The sequence below is a fragment of the Bifidobacterium longum subsp. infantis ATCC 15697 = JCM 1222 = DSM 20088 genome (assembly GCF_000269965.1).
GTDB lineage: Bacteria > Actinomycetota > Actinomycetes > Actinomycetales > Bifidobacteriaceae > Bifidobacterium > Bifidobacterium infantis.
In genome coordinates, this window is record NC_017219.1 from 1330862 (window position 1) to 1346966 (window position 16105).

15 protein-coding genes and 5 tRNA genes are annotated in these 16105 nt (G+C 61.0%); 18 read left to right on the forward strand and 2 right to left on the reverse strand.

From position 1 onward, the window contains the following. Positions 1-77: 77 nt before the first annotated feature. Positions 78-869, reverse strand: coding sequence for a fructosamine kinase family protein (locus tag BLIJ_RS05815; RefSeq protein WP_012577498.1), 792 nt, complete (start codon positions 867-869; stop codon positions 78-80). Between the two features lie 144 nt (positions 870-1013). On the opposite strand from BLIJ_RS05815, the gene BLIJ_RS05820 reads away from it, so the two are divergent. After that, entirely contained in the window at positions 1014-1898 is an 885-nt protein-coding gene (locus BLIJ_RS05820; protein WP_012577499.1) for an undecaprenyl-diphosphate phosphatase, read from the forward strand. A 216-nt stretch (positions 1899-2114) separates the two neighbouring features. On the opposite strand, the gene BLIJ_RS05825 is transcribed toward BLIJ_RS05820, so the two are convergent. Beyond that, positions 2115-2972, reverse strand: a complete 858-nt coding sequence (locus BLIJ_RS05825) for a PAC2 family protein (RefSeq protein ID WP_012577500.1) — start codon at positions 2970-2972, stop codon at positions 2115-2117. Positions 2973-3107: 135 nt separating this feature from the next. Here BLIJ_RS05825 and BLIJ_RS05830 point away from each other — a divergent pair. The 17 genes from BLIJ_RS05830 to purH all read left to right on the forward strand — a co-directional run bounded on the left by BLIJ_RS05830 (position 3108) and on the right by purH (position 15966). Then, positions 3108-3180: transfer RNA gene (locus tag BLIJ_RS05830), tRNA-Gly, on the forward strand. 27 nt (positions 3181-3207) lie between these two features. After that, a tRNA-Cys gene (locus BLIJ_RS05835) sits at positions 3208-3278 on the forward strand. A 41-nt stretch (positions 3279-3319) separates the two neighbouring features. Continuing rightward, positions 3320-3391 (forward strand) — tRNA-Val (locus BLIJ_RS05840). Between the two features lie 48 nt (positions 3392-3439). Next, positions 3440-3512: transfer RNA gene (locus BLIJ_RS05845), tRNA-Val, on the forward strand. A gap of 31 nt (positions 3513-3543) precedes the next feature. Then, positions 3544-3619 (forward strand) — tRNA-Gly (locus BLIJ_RS05850). Positions 3620-3767: 148 nt separating this feature from the next. Then, complete coding sequence (gene thrS / locus BLIJ_RS05855) at positions 3768-5801, forward strand: threonine--tRNA ligase (protein ID WP_012577501.1); 2034 nt, start codon at positions 3768-3770, stop codon at positions 5799-5801. A gap of 11 nt (positions 5802-5812) precedes the next feature. Then, positions 5813-6397 (forward strand): HIT family protein, encoded by a 585-nt coding sequence (locus BLIJ_RS05860; RefSeq protein ID WP_014483743.1) that lies wholly within the window; start codon positions 5813-5815, stop codon positions 6395-6397. A 139-nt stretch (positions 6398-6536) separates the two neighbouring features. Next, positions 6537-7292, forward strand: a complete 756-nt coding sequence (locus BLIJ_RS05865; RefSeq protein ID WP_003829358.1) for a YebC/PmpR family DNA-binding transcriptional regulator — start codon at positions 6537-6539, stop codon at positions 7290-7292. A gap of 5 nt (positions 7293-7297) precedes the next feature. Beyond that, positions 7298-7882, forward strand: a complete 585-nt coding sequence (gene ruvC, locus BLIJ_RS05870) for a crossover junction endodeoxyribonuclease RuvC (RefSeq protein WP_012577503.1) — start codon at positions 7298-7300, stop codon at positions 7880-7882. A gap of 57 nt (positions 7883-7939) precedes the next feature. After that, positions 7940-8566: a Holliday junction branch migration protein RuvA gene (ruvA, locus tag BLIJ_RS05875; RefSeq protein ID WP_012577504.1), complete on the forward strand. Its 627-nt coding sequence runs from the start codon at positions 7940-7942 to the stop codon at positions 8564-8566. Then, on the forward strand, positions 8566-9630 hold the full coding sequence (gene ruvB, locus BLIJ_RS05880) for a Holliday junction branch migration DNA helicase RuvB (protein ID WP_012577505.1): 1065 nt from the start codon (positions 8566-8568) through the stop codon (positions 9628-9630). Before ruvA ends, ruvB begins: the two co-directional genes overlap by 1 nt. A 77-nt stretch (positions 9631-9707) precedes the next feature. Next, a complete protein-coding gene (locus BLIJ_RS05885; RefSeq protein WP_041981886.1) occupies positions 9708-10139 on the forward strand; it encodes a preprotein translocase subunit YajC in 432 nt (143 codons plus the stop codon). Between the two features lie 51 nt (positions 10140-10190). Beyond that, on the forward strand, positions 10191-10772 hold the full coding sequence (locus BLIJ_RS05890; RefSeq protein WP_012577507.1) for an adenine phosphoribosyltransferase: 582 nt from the start codon (positions 10191-10193) through the stop codon (positions 10770-10772). 96 nt (positions 10773-10868) lie between these two features. Further along, positions 10869-12071 (forward strand): ADP-forming succinate--CoA ligase subunit beta, encoded by a 1203-nt coding sequence (gene sucC, locus BLIJ_RS05895; protein WP_012577508.1) that lies wholly within the window; start codon positions 10869-10871, stop codon positions 12069-12071. Continuing rightward, a complete protein-coding gene (gene sucD / locus BLIJ_RS05900) occupies positions 12071-12982 on the forward strand; it encodes a succinate--CoA ligase subunit alpha (protein WP_012577509.1) in 912 nt (303 codons plus the stop codon). The genes sucC and sucD overlap by 1 nt, the downstream gene beginning before the upstream one ends. Positions 12983-13097: 115 nt before the next feature. After that, entirely contained in the window at positions 13098-14381 is a 1284-nt protein-coding gene (locus BLIJ_RS05905; protein WP_434799782.1) for a cell division protein PerM, read from the forward strand. Next, on the forward strand, positions 14329-15966 hold the full coding sequence (gene purH, locus BLIJ_RS05910; RefSeq protein WP_041981873.1) for a bifunctional phosphoribosylaminoimidazolecarboxamide formyltransferase/IMP cyclohydrolase: 1638 nt from the start codon (positions 14329-14331) through the stop codon (positions 15964-15966). Before BLIJ_RS05905 ends, purH begins: the two co-directional genes overlap by 53 nt. Positions 15967-16105: the final 139 nt, after the last annotated feature.

The window sequence follows — 16105 nt, forward strand, 5'->3', positions numbered from 1 at the left end:
CTTCTGCAAGTTAAAAGACGCACTGAGCTGAGAGTGGATGCGTTCTTGGCTCCCCTCAGAGAGGGGAGCCAAGTCTGTCACTTCAGCAGGGAACGACACATGGAGCGGTATTCGTTGACGTAGCCGCCGCCGAAGAAGACGCAATGGCCGGCGATGGGGTAGAGCTGCCAGAGCGTGATACGCTCCTGCCATCCGGCCTTCAGCGGATGTACGGACTGGTAGCCCTCGGTGATTTCGCTCAGATAGCTCATGCCGAACAGGTGCAGCATAGACAGATCCTCCTCGCGATGACCGCCATGTGCCGCCGGATCGATGAGCACGGCCTCGGACTGCCCGGAATCGGCGGTCCACATCACATTGCCGCTCCACAGATCGCCGTGGATGCGCGCCGGCTTGTCGGCTGCGGCGCGGCCCATCAGGTCCGGCAGCGCTTCAATCACGCGCTCAGTCAACTCAACATCGCGCTTATCCAGCTCGCCACGCCTCACACCAAGGTTGACCATCGGGCGCAGCCGTCCATCAGCGAAATAGCTGATCGGGTCGGTCCACTCGCCGGTATCCATTTTCACTGGGTCCTGCAATGGTCCGAAGTAGCATGTGCCGTTATATCCGTCAGGCGCAGACCCGAAATATTCGGCACCAGTATCATGCATATGGGCCAGAGCCGCACCAAAAGCTCGTGCCGCCTGAGGCGTGGGGGACGCGCTACCCACACGTTCGATATCCAGATAATCCTTGCCCCAGCCGTATACCTGCACCACGCGCGGGCCGCCCTGCGCATGAGCCGCTCCCAACCATTCGAGCCCTCGGCCCTCGCATTCGAAGAATCCTTCCGGTGCGAATGCCCTGCTTTTGCGATACGTGGCCATAATGCTCCCTTCGTCGCTTACGTACTATATCCACTTTCATTGTAGAAGCCGTGGATGTTACCGATTCTTAGCGTTGTTCTACACCCCCTTGGGTAGGGTGTTCATCGTCATAGCACATCAAATACTCAGAAATCACGAGGGGTTATGAATTTCTTCCAAGCGATCATTCTCGGCATCGTTCAGGCGCTGACCGAATATCTCCCGGTATCCTCCAGCGCGCATATCCGTATTTTCGGCGATCTGATGCTGGGCTCTGATCCCGGTGCGGCGTTTACCGCCATCATCCAGATCGGCACCGAACTGGCGGTGATCCTCTACTTCCGCCATGACATCATCAACATCCTCACCCATTGGTTCGGCTGCCTGTTCGGCAGGAACGGCAAGGATTGGAAAGCCCGTATGGGGCGCGGCGACGAATACGCCACACTCGGCTGGAACATCATCGTCGGTTCCATTCCGATCGTCATCCTCGGCTTCACGCTGCAGGACGTCATCGAAACCTCGTTGCGCAACCTGTGGATCACGGTGACCGTGCTGCTGGTGTTCGGCGTGCTGCTGTGGGTGGTGGACGCCAAGGCCCGGCAGAACAAGACCATGGACGATATGACGTACCGTGATGCGTTCCTCTTCGGTCTGGGCCAGTCCATGGCACTGATTCCGGGCGTGTCCCGCTCCGGCGGCACCATCACCGTTGGACGTGCACTGGGATACACCCGCGAAGCCGCCGTGCGCCTGAGCTTCCTGATGGCCATTCCCGCGGTGTTCGGCTCGGGGCTGCTGGAAACCGTCAAGGCCGTGAAGAACTACAAAACCGATGCGATGTTCCCCGGCTGGGGGCCGACCCTCGTGGCCATGGTCATCAGCTTCGTACTCGGCTATATCGTGATCATCGGCTTCCTGAAGTTCGTATCGACCTTCTCCTACAAGGCCTTCGCCATCTACCGCATCGGTTTGGCTGTGGTCGTCGCCTTGCTGCTGATTGTGGGCGTGCTGCCGGCCATCGATCCCTCCGTGGCGGCTGCGGCATAAGACAGATCAATAGAAGCAACTCAATATAATGGTGCTCCCGCCGGCGGGAGCCGTCAGCGAAGCTGACTGATGATGGTCACTGGAATATGCCAGCAGAACCACCCTCAGTCTCGCTACGCGAGCCAGCTCCCGACATTTTGTGCGACGTGCACATGCTCCCGCTGGATGAACAGCCCTGTGGGCTGTTCATCCAGCGGGAGCATCACCATATATGGGCTAATTACCCATCTGGCGCAGAAATGCTTCCGCTTCTTTGACCAGTTGTTCGGCCTGGGGCGCTCCCAAAGAAGCCTCCGCCTCGGCTTTCTGCTGCAAGTCGTAGTCGTGCTCCAAATGCTCCACATAATCATGAAGCTGGTCATTACAACGAACCAGTATCGATGCCTGAGCCTTCCACTGTTCGGCTTTCTGCTTCAGATCTGCCGTATCGAAGGTGAAGCCGATATGCTTGCCCAACGCATCCAGCAATCGCATAGTGCCGGCAGAACATTCGTCGCTGCCCAAATATTGGGGGATGGACACCCACATTGAGGAATGAGCAAAGCCTTGCTGCGCGGCGGCCACATCCAGAACAGTAGGAATGCCCACCGGGCCGTTATACGACCGGTCTCCTTCGCACTGACAGTCTCCGTCGCTGACGGCGATGGGCAACGGCCGAGTATGCGGGCAATCGGAGAACATCGAACCTAACGTAATGATTCGATTGACATCCAGCTCATCGGCGATGGCCAGACTCTGGCTACAGTATTCCTTCCACCGATAGTTCGGTTCAGGGGCGATCTGCGCATAGATATGCTTTCCTGCGTCCAACATGATGTCGTAGAACGTGGTCTGCGGCCAGATAAGATTGGTGCGTCCCGAAACATGGCACAGCATAGGACGGGCAACCTGGTAGTCATAGAAATCATCACAACGGATATGACGAATCTCGCGGGACTCATATCGCTTGACCAGATGGCGCACCACGTTCGTCGCCGCCTGACAGGCATCATTCCATCCCTCGAATGCGGCGATCAATACTGCGCCGGTGTCCTTCGCTGCTTCACTCATACCTCTAGAGTAACTGGAGTTCATTGCCTGAAGCGCACGCTTTAGCCATAAGCGAGAGTATGCAATTACAGGCGACACGCCGCAGCTGGACGAACTACACGCATGTGTGTATAGTAAACACTCGTGCTTCGGCGGGGAGACCTCGCCAAGGAAACACACGCGGACATAGCTTAGTTGGTAAAGCGCAACCTTGCCAAGGTTGAGACCGCGGGTTCGAGTCCCGTTGTCCGCTCTAGGTCCGTGAGTTGACAGACCTTACGGTGGGTTAGCCAAGCGGTTAGGCAGCGGCCTGCAAAGCCGTATAGACGAGTTCGACTCTCGTACCCACCTCTCAGACCAGCGAAGCAATTCAATGGGATGAAGTATGACCCGGGCGGTTGGCGCAGTGGTAGCGCACTTCCCTGACACGGAAGGGGTCACAAGTTCGAATCTTGTATCGCCCACGAAAGTCGAAGCAATTCGACTGGATATAACTGAAGAACCGAGTATTCGGGCGATTGGCGCAGCGGCTAGCGCACTTCGTTCACACCGAAGGGGTCGTAGGTTCGATTCCTACATCGCCCACTGGATTCCGCTTCTCACGGCGGATTCCTTTGCGGACATAGCTTAGTTGGTAAAGCGCAACCTTGCCAAGGTTGAGACCGCGGGTTCGAGTCCCGTTGTCCGCTCCACAACGAAACCTCGCTTCGGCGAGGTTTTTTCGTATTGGTTCAGATGCTGGTGGTATTTGTCGTACGCCCAACCTATCGTGTCCTACGTTGATTAACCAGTCCAGGCCTGCACATTAGTACCGCGGGCCCCGATAGCAAAGGACAGATCATGGCGCAAGCTACCATCTCCATAACCGTCAACGGCGAAGCGAAGGAGGTGGAAGCAACCACCACCGGCGTAGAACTGTTCGCGGAAGACAAGAACATCATCGCGGTCAAGATCAACGGCGAAAACCGTGACCTGTACACGCCGCTTGCCGACGGCGACACCGTAGAGCCCATCACGCTCGATTCCGAAGACGGCCTCGCGATCATGCGTCACTCAGCCACCCACGTCATGGCCCAGGCCGTGCAGGAGGTCTATCCGAACGCCAAGCTCGGCGTCGGCCCGGTGATCAAGGACGGCTTCTACTACGATTTCCAGGTTGACAAGCCCTTCACCCCGGAAGACCTCAAGGACATCGAGAAGCGCATACAGCGCATCATCAAGTCCTCCCAGTCCTTCCGCCGCCGGTCCGTGACCGAGGAAGAGGCCCTGAAGGAAGAGGCCGACCAGCCCTTCAAGATCGAGCTGATCGAAGACAAGGAAGCACACCTCGACCCGGCCGCCGCCACCGAGATTTCCGAGAAGGAACTCAGCTTCTACGACAACGTCGACCGTGACGGCAATGTGGTCTGGAAGGACCTGTGCCGCGGCCCGCACCTACCGAACACCCGCTACATCAAGGCTTTCAAGATTGAGCGTTCAGCCGCTGCCTACTGGCGTGGCAGCGAGAAGAACCCGACCATGCAGCGCATCTACGGCACCGCATGGGCCACCAAGGACGATCTCAAGGCATACCAGACCCGTCTGGAGGAGGCCGCCAAGCGCGACCACCGCAAGCTCGGTGCCGAGATGGATCTGTTCTCCTTCCCGGACGAGATCGGCCCCGGCCTGGCCGTGTTCCACCCGAAGGGTGCCGCCGTGATCAACGCGATGGAGGACTACTCGCGCGAGATGCACCGCAAGCACCACTACAGCTTCGTGCAGACCCCGCACATCACCAAGGGCGGCCTGTACGAGACCTCCGGTCACCTGCACTGGTACAAGGATGGCATGTACCCGGCCATGCACCTCGACGAGGAGTACGACGCGGACGGCAACGTGACCAAGCCCGGCTTCGACTACTACCTCAAGCCGATGAACTGCCCGATGCACAACCTGATCTTCAAGTCGCGCCAGCGCTCCTACCGTGAGCTGCCGCTGCGCCTCTTCGAGTTCGGTACCGTGTACCGCTACGAGAAGTCCGGCGAGGTCCATGGCCTGACCCGTGTGCGTGGCTTGACTCAGGACGATTCCCACATCTACTGCACCCGCGAGCAGATGAAGGACGAGCTGACCAGCCTGCTGACCTTCGTGCTGAATCTGCTCAAGGACTTCGGTCTGTCCGACTTCTACTTGGAGCTCTCCACCAAGGATCCGGACAAGTACGTCGGCTCCGACGAGATCTGGGAGGAGGCCACCCGTACCCTGCGTGAGGTCGCCGAGGCATCCCACCTCGACCTCGTGGCCGATCCGGGCGGGGCCGCCTTCTACGGCCCGAAGATCTCCGTGCAGGCCCGTGACGCCATCGGCCGTACTTGGCAGGTCTCGACCATCCAGCTCGACTTCAACCTGCCCGAGCGTTTCCAGCTTGAGTACATCGCGAAGGACGGCACCCATCAGCGTCCGGTGATGATTCACCGCGCCCTGTTCGGCTCCATCGAACGCTTCTTCGCCGTGCTGCTCGAGCACTACGCTGGCGCCTTCCCGGCGTGGCTGGCCCCCGTGCAGGTGCTCGGCGTGCCGGTTGCCGACGAGTTCGCCCCGCATCTGGCCGGTTTCGTCAAGTCCCTCGAGGATGAGATGGTCCGTTGCGAGATCGACTACTCCGATGACCGCTTCGGCAAGAAGATTCGCAACGCCTCCAAGTCCAAGGTGCCGTTCATCCTCATCGTCGGTGAGGAAGACATGAACAACAACGCGGTGAGCTTCCGCTTCCGCGACGGCAGCCAGCTCAACGGCGTACCGGTGGACAAGGCTCGCGAGCAGATCCTCGCCGTGATCGCCAAGCGCGTCCAGGTGAACTCCGCCGACGACTTCAACGCCGCTGTAGCTGAGTAAAGGAATACATGATGGCTGACGTGCGTGTCGATGATCCGGCGGACTTCCCGCCTCAGGAAGACACGGTCGAACGACTGTGGACCCCGCAGCGCATGACCTATGTGCTGCGCAACAGCGAGGATCGTCCGACCAAACCCAAGTCGAAGGAATGTCCGTTCTGCGCCGGACCGAAGAAGTCCGACGAAGACGGCCTCATCGCCTGGCGCGGCACGCACGTGTTCGCCATCATGAACCTCTACCCGTATAACGTCGGGCATCTCATGATTTGCCCGTACCGTCACGTCGGATTCATCACCGAACTTGACGACGCCGAATTGTTCGAGTTCGAGAAGGCCACCACCCTCGCCATGAAGGTGATGGAGACCGTCTCCCATCCGGACGGATACAATATCGGCATCAATCAGGGCGAGGTAGCGGGCGCGGGGGTCGCGGCCCATCTGCATCAGCATGTGGTGCCGCGCTGGAACGGTGACGCGAACTTCATGCCCATCGTCGCCCAAACGCGCACCATGCCGATTCTGCTGTCCGATCAGCGGGATGCGTATGCCAAAGCGTTTGCACAGCTGGCTTCCGACTACCATCTGCCGCTCGTCTGATACCGGCACGATACCCTCATGCATCTGGTCGAACCAGCGCATGATTCAAAAAGACAATCGAAAACATCACGGGTATGTCTGATTAACGGCCTACAATCGTTTCGTTTGACATCATCCGTTTATTACTGCTAGGAGCATTATGTCAGGTCATTCCAAGTGGGCGACCACCAAGCACAAGAAGGCCGCCATCGACGCCAAGCGCGGCAAGCTCTTCGCCAAGCTCATCAAGAACATCGAAATCGCCGCCCGCCTCGGCGGTGGCGACCCAGACGGCAACCCGTCCCTGTACGACGCCATCTACAAGGCCAAGAAGGCTTCCATGCCGGCCGACAACATCGCCCGTGCCGTCAAGCGTGGTGCCGGTGACGAAGACGGTGCCGCCAACTACGAGGACATCGTCTACGAGGGCTACGCTCCCGCTGGCGTGGGCCTCATCATCGAGTGCCTGACCGACAACCGCAACCGTGCGGCCGCCGAAGTGCGTTCCACCCTGACCAAGGGCAACGGCTCCCTGGCCACCTCCGGCTCCGTGTCCTTCAACTTTGAGCGCAAGGGCCAGATCGTGGTTCCGTCCGAAGGCGTGGACTTCGACAAGCTGTTCGAGACCGCAGCCGAGGCTGGCGCCGAGGATGTCACCGATGACGATGAGGTCTACACCGTCATCACCGGCCCGTCCGATCTGTTCACCGTGCGCAAGGCTCTGCAGGACGCCGGTTTCGACTACGATTCCGCCGACCAGGTCATGCAGCCGAAGAACGAGGTCGAGCTGAGCCTCGAAGACGCCCGCAAGGTGTCCAAGCTCATCGACAACCTCGATGATCTCGACGATGTGCAGAACATCTACTCCAACTGGACCGCCTCCGACGAGGTGATGGCCCAGCTCGACGAGGAGTAATCCTCGTGATCATCCTCGGCGTCGACCCCGGGCTCACGCGCTGCGGGGTCGGCGTGATCGAAGCCGGCGAGCACCGCCGGCTTTCGTTTATTCACGTGGACGTGGTGCGGTCCTCGCCGGACATCACCCAGGATCTGCGTCTTTTGGCCATCTATAACGGCCTGTCCGAGAAGATGGATCGCTTTGCACCCGATGCCGTGTCCATCGAACGTGTGTTCGCCCAGTCGAATCGCAACACTGTGCTCGGTACCGCGCAGGCGGCCGGCCTTGCCATGCTCGCCGCCGCGCAACGCGGCATCCCCGTGGCGCTTCATACCCCGACCGAGGCGAAACTGGCCATCACCGGCAACGGGCAGGCGCAGAAGGTGCAGGTGGAACGCATGGTGACGCGTGTCCTGAACCTTACCAAGATGCCGACGCCCGCCGACGCCGCCGACGCGCTGGCCTTGGCCATATGCCATGCCCTGCGTCCGGCGGGGGCGCTGCAGGGCGGCGAGCGTGAGCAGCATCTGACCGCCGCGCAACGCCAGTGGGCCGAGGCCGCGCAAAACTCCACGCGCCGACGCAAGAACAGCGATCGAGGTATGTAGTATACTTTCGAACAGATGTTCGAATCCTGAATACCGAAACGTTCAAGGAGTACCTGTATGATTGGCATGCTGACCGGGCGGGTGGAATCGGTTGAAACCGACACCGCATTGATCGACGTCGGGGGAGTGGGCTATGAGACGCGCATGCCCGCCACCGACTTGGGCCGCCTGCACGCCGGCCAGGACGCCTGCGTCTTCACGTATCTGAACCTCTCGCAGGATTCTGTCACACTGTACGGGTTCCTCGACCGGGACTCCAAGAGAGTGTTCCTGCAGCTCATCAAGGTCTCCGGCATAGGACCGAAGGTGGCGCAGTCGCTGCTGGGCACGATGACCCCAAGCCAGCTGGCCCGCGCCATCGCCGACAATGACGCCGCCGCACTGGCCAAGGCGCCGGGATTGGGCAGGAAGGGCGCGCAGAAGATCATCCTGGAGCTCAAGGGATCCGTCGATCTGAACCAGTCCGATGACGCGTCGGCCGGCAACGCTCCATACCAGCCGACCGTCGACGCCGGCGTGGAGCAGGTCGTGGAGGGGCTGGTCTCTCTTGGCTGGCGTCAGCAGGACGCTCAGCGGGCCGTCAACGAAGCCTGCGCAGAGAACGATGTTCCCATGCCGCTGGCCTCCGACGATGCGCCGCGTGTGCTGCGGCTCGCCTTGGCCCGTATGGATAGGGGGCGCTGATGAACGAGACGACGGATTACGGCGCCTCCAACACCGGTGCCAACGAGGAGTCGTTACGCATGGTCTCCTCGCAGCCGATCGGCAACGAGCCGGCCAGCGATGAGGAATTGCGCCCGCATGTCCTCGGGGGATTCATCGGCCAGCCCCGGCTCAAAGCCCAGCTGCAGCTGTTCCTCGACGCCGCGCGCAAGCGGGACGTGCCGCCCGATCATATCCTGCTCGCCGGCCCACCCGGTTTGGGCAAGACCACGTTGGCCATGATCGTGGCCAACGAGCTCGAAGTGCCGATTCGCGTCACTTCCGGGCCTGCGGTCCAACACGCCGGCGATCTCGCCTCGATTCTCAGTTCGCTTGATACCGGTGAGGTGTTGTTCATCGACGAGATCCACCGCCTGCCGCGCGCCGCCGAGGAGTTGCTGTACATCGCGATGGAGGATTTCCGCGTCGACGTGATGGTCGGCAAGGGTCCGGGCGCCAGCTCCATTCCGTTGACCCTGCCGCGGTTCACCGTCATCGGCGCCACCACGCGCGAGGGCATGTTGCCGAGTCCGTTGCGCGCACGCTTCGGTTTCACCGCACATCTTGACTTCTACCCGCACGACGAGCTGCAGAAGCTCATCGAACGTTCGGCCAATGTGCTGGGCGTGAATCTTGGCGACGGCTCGGCTCGGGAACTCGCGTTGCGTTCGCGCGGCACGCCGCGCATCGCCAATCGTCTGCTGCGCCGTGTGCGCGATTGGGCGATCGTGCATGACCTGATCGAGGTGCGGTCGGATGACGTCAAGGAGGCCTTGGCCTTATACCAGATCGATTCGGAGGGTCTTGACCGCCTGGACATCGCCGTACTCGACGCCATCGTGCGTAATTTCAATGGTGGGCCCGTGGGACTGAACAACCTTGCGGCCATGGTGGGCGAGGAGTCGGAGACCGTGGAAACCGTATGCGAGCCGTATCTCGTGCGTGAGGGTTTCCTGATCCGCACCCCGAAAGGCCGCGTGGCCACTGAGAAGGCCTGGCGACACCTGGGGATTACGCCAAGGGATGATGTCAGCAAGCCCTTCTAGACTTTTCCTGTTTGCACACTTGGCGACATTTCGTCAATGCCGTTCATCTGAAGGAGTTTTCCGTGGAACAGTCCATTATGCTTATCGTGATCATCGTCGTTTTCGGCGGCATGATGTGGTGGCAGTCCAAGAAGGCCAAGCAGCAGCAGCAGGAGAAACAGGACTTCCGTCGCAACCTGCAGCCCGGCACCGAGGTCATCACCATCGGTCAGGTGATCGGCAAGGTCGTCGAGGTCGATGAGCAGTACGAGGAGATCGTCATCGACTCCGAGGGATCCAAGCTGCGTTTCGGTTTCAACGCCATCGCCCGCGAATACATCCGCCCGGCCTACGTGTCCGATGCCGAGGTCGACGAGAACGGCGATCCGCTTCCCGACCAGGATGCCGGGACCCCGACCGCCGACGAGTCCGGGCAGACCCCGATCGAGGCGTCCATCACGTCCGGAGAGAACGATGCGGCCGAGGACATCGACTCCCCGGCCGCCGCAGACGGGACCGCCACGAAGTAGGCCGTACGATTTGGCGGCGTCGCAGCACATCAGTACAGGAGGGTGAATATTATGGCACAGTCGGACATCACCATCGACGCATTGGACAAGGTGGGACGGCAGGACGCCGAATATCTGGTGTCGTTGGTGCGTTCCATACCCGGGTTCCCCAAGGAAGGCATCATCTTCCGTGATTTCATTCCGGTGTTCGCCGATCCCAAGGGCCTGAGAATCCTGCTCGAGGCGCTTGAGGCGGCCCTGCCGGTGCCCGCGAGCGAATTCGATTCCATCGCCGGCCTCGAGTCGCGCGGATTCCTGTTCGGCCCGGCTCTGGCCGCCCGCATGGGCAAGGGGTTCATCGCCGTACGCAAGGCCGGCAAGCTGCCGCCCGAGACCATCGGCGAATCCTATGATCTCGAATACGGCTCGGCGCGCGTCGAAATCGAGACGGATGCCGTGCAGGCGGGGGAGCGGGTACTTATCGTCGATGACCTCATCGCCACGGGCGGCACCGCCAAGGCCGCCACCGATCTTATCGACAAGGTGGGAGGCACCGTGGCGGGTTATGGTTTCGTGATGCGGCTCGAAGGCCTCGACGGCATCGACAAGCTTGGCGGCAAGCCCGTCAGCTCGCTGATGGCGATGCCGGCCTGAGCGTTCGTCTCACCCAACATACATTCGGTTTTTAAGGTCCGTCATGTACTGTGTACAGTTACATGACGGACCAATTACATAGTCAGGGAAGGATCGATGGATCTTTACGAATATCAGGCGCGTCAGCTGCTCGAGGAACAGGACATTCCCACCCCGAGCGCCATCTTCGCCCAGAACTCCCATGAAGTCGCGGAAGCGGCGGACGCAATCGGCTATCCATGCGTGATCAAGGCGCAGGTCAAGATCGGCCATCGCGGTCAGGCTGGCGGCGTCAAGATCGCCCACAACCGCGACGAGGCCATTGTCGAATCCGAGTCCATTCTTCCGATGACCATACACGGCCACAAGGTCTCCGGCGTGCTCGTGGCCGAAGCCAAGAACATCCTGCATGAGTACTATGTGTCCATCTCCGTGGATCGCACCTCGCGCGACTTCGATGTGCTGGCCACCGCCAACGGCGGCACCGAGGTGGAGGAGATCGCCAAGGAGCATCCGGAATCCGTCAAACGCCTGCACATCGACGCGCTCGGCGATTTCGATCTGGCCGCGGCCACCGAGATGGCCCGCAGCATCGGCTTCTACCATGCCGACGTCGATCAGGCCGCGCAGATTCTGCTGAAGATGTGGCGCGTCTTCAAAGACAACGACGCCACACTCGTGGAGATCAACCCTCTGGCCAAGATCGGCGACCCGGACGACGAGTCCACCAAGCAGCTGAGCGCCTTGGACGCCAAGATTTCCCTGGACGACAACGCCGCCTTCCGGCATGGTGGCTGGGAGCGATTCGTGGATTCCGTCGTCCCCGACCCCTTCGAGCAGCGCGCCCGTGAGCACGGACTGCATTACGTGCATCTGCACGGCGAGGTCGGCGTGATCGGCAACGGTGCTGGACTCGTCATGAGTTCCCTGGACGCCGTCTCCGGCGCCGGCGAGGAGCAGGGCAGCGATGTCAAACCCGCCAACTTCCTGGACATCGGCGGCGGCGCCTCCGCCGCGGTCATGGCCGAGAGCCTGCAGATCGTCCTGTCCGACCCGCAGGTCGAATCCGTATTCATCAACATATACGGCGGCATTACTTCCTGCGTGGAGGTCGCCAACGGCATTCTCGACGCCGTCGCCAAGCTCGGCGGTTCCAAACCCATCGTCGTGCGCTTCGACGGCAACGCGGCGGCCGAGGGTCTGCATATCCTCGCCTCCGCGAACAAACCGAATATCCATGTGTCCGAAACCATGGAAGACGCGGCGGCCAAGGCCGCGCAGCTCGCCGGTGAGGCGATTCAGTCCAAGGAGGTTCTCTGATGCTGTTCATCGAAGACGGCGCTCCGGTCATCGTCCAGGGCATGACCGGCCATCAGGGCATGACCCATACGGCGCGCATGCTCAATGCCGGCACCAATATCGTCGGCGGCGTGAATCCGCGCAAGGCCGGGATGCACGTCACCTTCCCCGGTGCCCAAGGTGGCGCCGACGCCGATATCCCCGTGTTCGCCACCTGCGCCGACGCCCGTGAAGCCACCGGCGCCAAGGCCAGCGTGGTGTTCGTGCCGCCGAAGTTCGCCAAGTCCGCCGTGGTCGAAGCAGTCGAAGCCGGCATCGAACTCATCGTGGTTATCACCGAAGGCATTCCAGTAGCCGATTCCTCGTATTTCGTCGAACTCGCGCTCACCAGGGGCGTGCGCATCATCGGACCGAATTGCCCCGGCCTCATCACCCTCGGTAACCCAGGCGTCAACCTGGGCATCATCCCCGACGGCATCGTCGGCCGCGGCCCGCTCGGACTGGTCTCCAAATCCGGCACCCTCACCTACCAGCTCATGGGCGAATTGTCCGATATCGGCTTCACCGGATGTCTCGGCGCCGGCGGCGATCCGATCGTCGGCACGACGCTGCTGGAAGCCCTGCAGGCATTCGAAGCCGACCCCGACACCAAGGCTGTCATGATGATCGGCGAAATCGGCGGCTTCGCCGAACAGGACGCCGCCGCATGGGCCAAGGAGCACATGACCAAGCCGGTCGTCGCCTACATCGCCGGTTTCACCGCCCCCGAAGGCAAGCAGATGGGCCACGCCGGCGCCATCGTCTCCGGTGGCAAGGGCACCGCCCAGGACAAGAAGAACGCACTCGAAGCGGCGGGTATCCCCGTGGGCAAGACCCCGGGCCAGGCCGCCGAAATCATGCGCGACATACTCGCCAAGGCCGACATCGACTGATCGGTTCCGACCAATCGTGATGAAAGCCGTGATTCGCCAATGGGTGCGGGGAGCCATAGTCGCTCTCGCATCCATGGCCATCTATGCCATTGCATTAGGCTGCTATACAGCGCTGATGTTATTGGTCGTCTCCATGGAAGAGGGCGCCGACAATCTCACCGTCGGCACAACCTCGCTGACACAGGCCGTTGTGCTTCTGAGTGAGGGATCGGGCTTTAGAACCGATTCGTTCACCCTCACCATCACGCCATTGATGTTGACTATACTGCTGATATGGCTGATCAATGCACTCACCATGCGAATCAAAGCATACGGGCCGCATGCGTATGTTGCCGGATTGGTTGTTTGGCTCGGGTTGAACGAGGTATTCCGGCAATCCGTACACCTAGGTCTTGTCGATGACCAGTGGCTTGTGTTGCTGAAAGCAGCCATCGTATTCTCGATCGGTTTCCTATGCGCAGCCGTACCGGAATCAGCCAAGATGCGAGCATTCAGGGACTGGACTCGCAAGCAGGTGCCGGCGGACATACGCCACTGCCTGAAAATCGGCGTCGCCTTGGCCGTCGCGATACTGGGCATATACCTGGCAATTGGATTGATTACCGTCATCGTATGGGCGGTACGCAACCATGCCGCTGTCGTATCGTTGTTCGGATTGTCCGGGATGGAAACCGGTTCACGAATTCTCACCACCGTCGCCATGCTGATCTGGCTACCCAACGTCATGCTCTGGGCTGTTTCCTGGCTCTTCGGCGGCGGATTCGCCATCGGTGATTTGGCCAGTTTCACGTTATGGCTCGGCCAATCCAAAGAGCTTCCTGCAATACCGGTATTCGGTATTCTTCCCGAACCGGTCAGCAGCGAACTATGGCGTACCGTTGCCTTGAACGCGCCTCTCGCCATCGCTGCGCTCGTGGGCCTGCTGGCTGTATTCCTGCCGCAAGGATTCGCCTGCAGACCGTTGAATATACGGAATGCGTCCACCCGCGGCCCAGTACTGGTTTCGCTGATCTACTCCGCTGGGTCATTCTGCCTGAGCGCGATGCTGATCTCACTGGCATCCACATTGCTGTTCGCTCTGTCCAATGGATCGCTTGGCGATCATCGTCTCGCTCACATTGGCGTCGACGTCATGGCCTCCACCAGAGTCGTCGGTCATTCGACCGCATTGGGATTTACCGCGGCATGGCTACTCGCGCTGATTGGCACAGCGCTCGTTTTTTCGATAGGCTGGTTGGTTGGGAGGATCAATGATTCCCGCACCACCGCCGCGACCCCGAAGACCGTCATCGTCCGTCAGGCGCGGTCCCTGGCGTCACAACCACAAGAATCCAAGGAGGAACAGGATGACAAACACGAACCGACCGATCCGTCGGGCACTGGTCTCGGTCTTTCATAAGGAAGGCATCGAAGTACTCGCGGAAGCGTTCGTGAAGGCCGGCACCGAAGTCGTTTCCACCGGTTCGACCGCCAGGAAGCTCGCCGAGCTGGGCGTCAAGGTAACCGAGGTGTCCGATGTCACCGGATTCCCCGAATGCCTCGACGGCCGCGTCAAGACGCTGCATCCGTACATTCACGCCGGCATTCTAGCTGATATGACCAACCCCGAACACGCCAAGCAGCTTGACGGCTTCGGCATCAAGCCGTTTGATCTGGTGGTCGTCAACCTGTACCCATTCGCCGACACCGTTCGCTCCGGTGCCAACGAAGCCGACACCATCGAGAAGATCGATATCGGCGGCCCCTCCATGGTGCGTGGCGCGGCCAAGAACCACGCCACCGTGGCCATCGTCACCGATCCGGCCGATTACGCCTTGGTCGCCGAGCGTGTGGCCGACGGCACCGGCTTCTCCCTCGACGAGCGCAAGTGGCTTGCCGCCAAGGCATTCGCCCACACCGCCGCCTATGACGCCACCATCAACGAATGGACCGCCAAGCACTGGCCGAAGCCGGCTTCACTGGACACCGCCGAAGTGGACAAGGACGATCAGGACACTGAAATCGATTCCGCCAAGTTCCCGGCACGATTCACCCGCACCTGGGACCGCGCCCACACCCTGCGCTACGGCGAGAACTCCCACCAGCAGGCCGCCCTCTACATTGACCCGCTCAACCAGACCGGTTTCGCCCACGCCGAGCAGCTCGGCGGCAAGCCGATGAGCTACAACAACTACGTGGACGCGGACGCCGCCTGGCGCACCGTATGGGATATGGCTCCCGCCATTGCCGTGGCCGTAGTCAAGCACAACAATCCGTGCGGTCTGGCCATTGGCGCGACCGTGGCCGAGGCCCACAAGAAGGCTCACGCCTGCGACCCGATGAGCGCCTACGGCGGTGTGATCGCCTGCAACTCCAAGGTCACTCTTGAGATGGCCGAAAGCGTGCGCCCGATTTTCACCGAAGTCATCGTCGCCCCCGACTATGAGCCGGCCGCGCTCGAACTGCTGCAGACCAAGAAGAAGAACCTGCGCATCCTCAAGGTGGCCGAGCCGCCGAAGGGCCACGAGGCCATCCGCCAGATCGATGGCGGCCTGCTTGTGCAGGACACTGATCTGATCAACGCCGTCGGCGACGATCCGGACGCCTGGAAGCTCGTGGCCGGCGAGGCCGCCGACGCCGACACGCTGAAGGACCTCGTGTTCGCATGGCGTGCAATCCGCTGCGTGAAGTCCAACGCCATCCTGCTGGCCCACGACCAGGCCACGGTTGGCATCGGCATGGGCCAAGTCAACCGCGTGGACTCCTGCCATCTGGCCGTCGAGCGCGCCAACACACTGGCCGATGGTGCCGATCGCGCCACCGGTGCGGTCGCGGCATCCGATGCGTTCTTCCCGTTCGCCGATGGTGCCCAGGTGCTTATCGACGCGGGCGTCAAGGCAATCGTGCAGCCTGGCGGCTCCATCCGCGATGAGGAGGTCATCGAAGCGGCCAATAAGGCCGGCGTGACCATGTACCTCACCGGCACCCGCCACTTCTTCCACTGATCGGGACTCTCTGAGGAGAGCAGCTCAGCCAAAACGCACAAAGGTGGGATTCCGCCTGGACCCGTTGACGGGTCCAGGCGGAATCCCACCTTTGCTATTCGCCTGCTATTGTGGTCACGTAACCGTTCGACAGAAGGAA

Bases quoted from the DNA above. Each gene is read 5' to 3' on its own strand.
- BLIJ_RS05815 (WP_012577498.1), bottom strand. From the start codon at position 869: ATGGCCACGTATCGCAAAAGCAGGGCATTCGCACCGGAAGGATTCTTC.
- BLIJ_RS05820 (WP_012577499.1), top strand. From the start codon at position 1,014: ATGAATTTCTTCCAAGCGATCATTCTCGGCATCGTTCAGGCGCTGACC.
- BLIJ_RS05825 (WP_012577500.1), bottom strand. From the start codon at position 2,972: ATGAACTCCAGTTACTCTAGAGGTATGAGTGAAGCAGCGAAGGACACC.
- thrS (WP_012577501.1), top strand. From the start codon at position 3,768: ATGGCGCAAGCTACCATCTCCATAACCGTCAACGGCGAAGCGAAGGAG.
- BLIJ_RS05860 (WP_014483743.1), top strand. From the start codon at position 5,813: ATGGCTGACGTGCGTGTCGATGATCCGGCGGACTTCCCGCCTCAGGAA.
- BLIJ_RS05865 (WP_003829358.1), top strand. From the start codon at position 6,537: ATGTCAGGTCATTCCAAGTGGGCGACCACCAAGCACAAGAAGGCCGCC.
- ruvA (WP_012577504.1), top strand. From the start codon at position 7,940: ATGATTGGCATGCTGACCGGGCGGGTGGAATCGGTTGAAACCGACACC.
- ruvB (WP_012577505.1), top strand. From the start codon at position 8,566: ATGAACGAGACGACGGATTACGGCGCCTCCAACACCGGTGCCAACGAG.
- BLIJ_RS05885 (WP_041981886.1), top strand. From the start codon at position 9,708: ATGCTTATCGTGATCATCGTCGTTTTCGGCGGCATGATGTGGTGGCAG.
- BLIJ_RS05890 (WP_012577507.1), top strand. From the start codon at position 10,191: ATGGCACAGTCGGACATCACCATCGACGCATTGGACAAGGTGGGACGG.
- sucC (WP_012577508.1), top strand. From the start codon at position 10,869: ATGGATCTTTACGAATATCAGGCGCGTCAGCTGCTCGAGGAACAGGAC.
- sucD (WP_012577509.1), top strand. From the start codon at position 12,071: ATGCTGTTCATCGAAGACGGCGCTCCGGTCATCGTCCAGGGCATGACC.
- BLIJ_RS05905 (WP_434799782.1), top strand. From the start codon at position 13,098: ATGTTATTGGTCGTCTCCATGGAAGAGGGCGCCGACAATCTCACCGTC.
- purH (WP_041981873.1), top strand. From the start codon at position 14,329: ATGACAAACACGAACCGACCGATCCGTCGGGCACTGGTCTCGGTCTTT.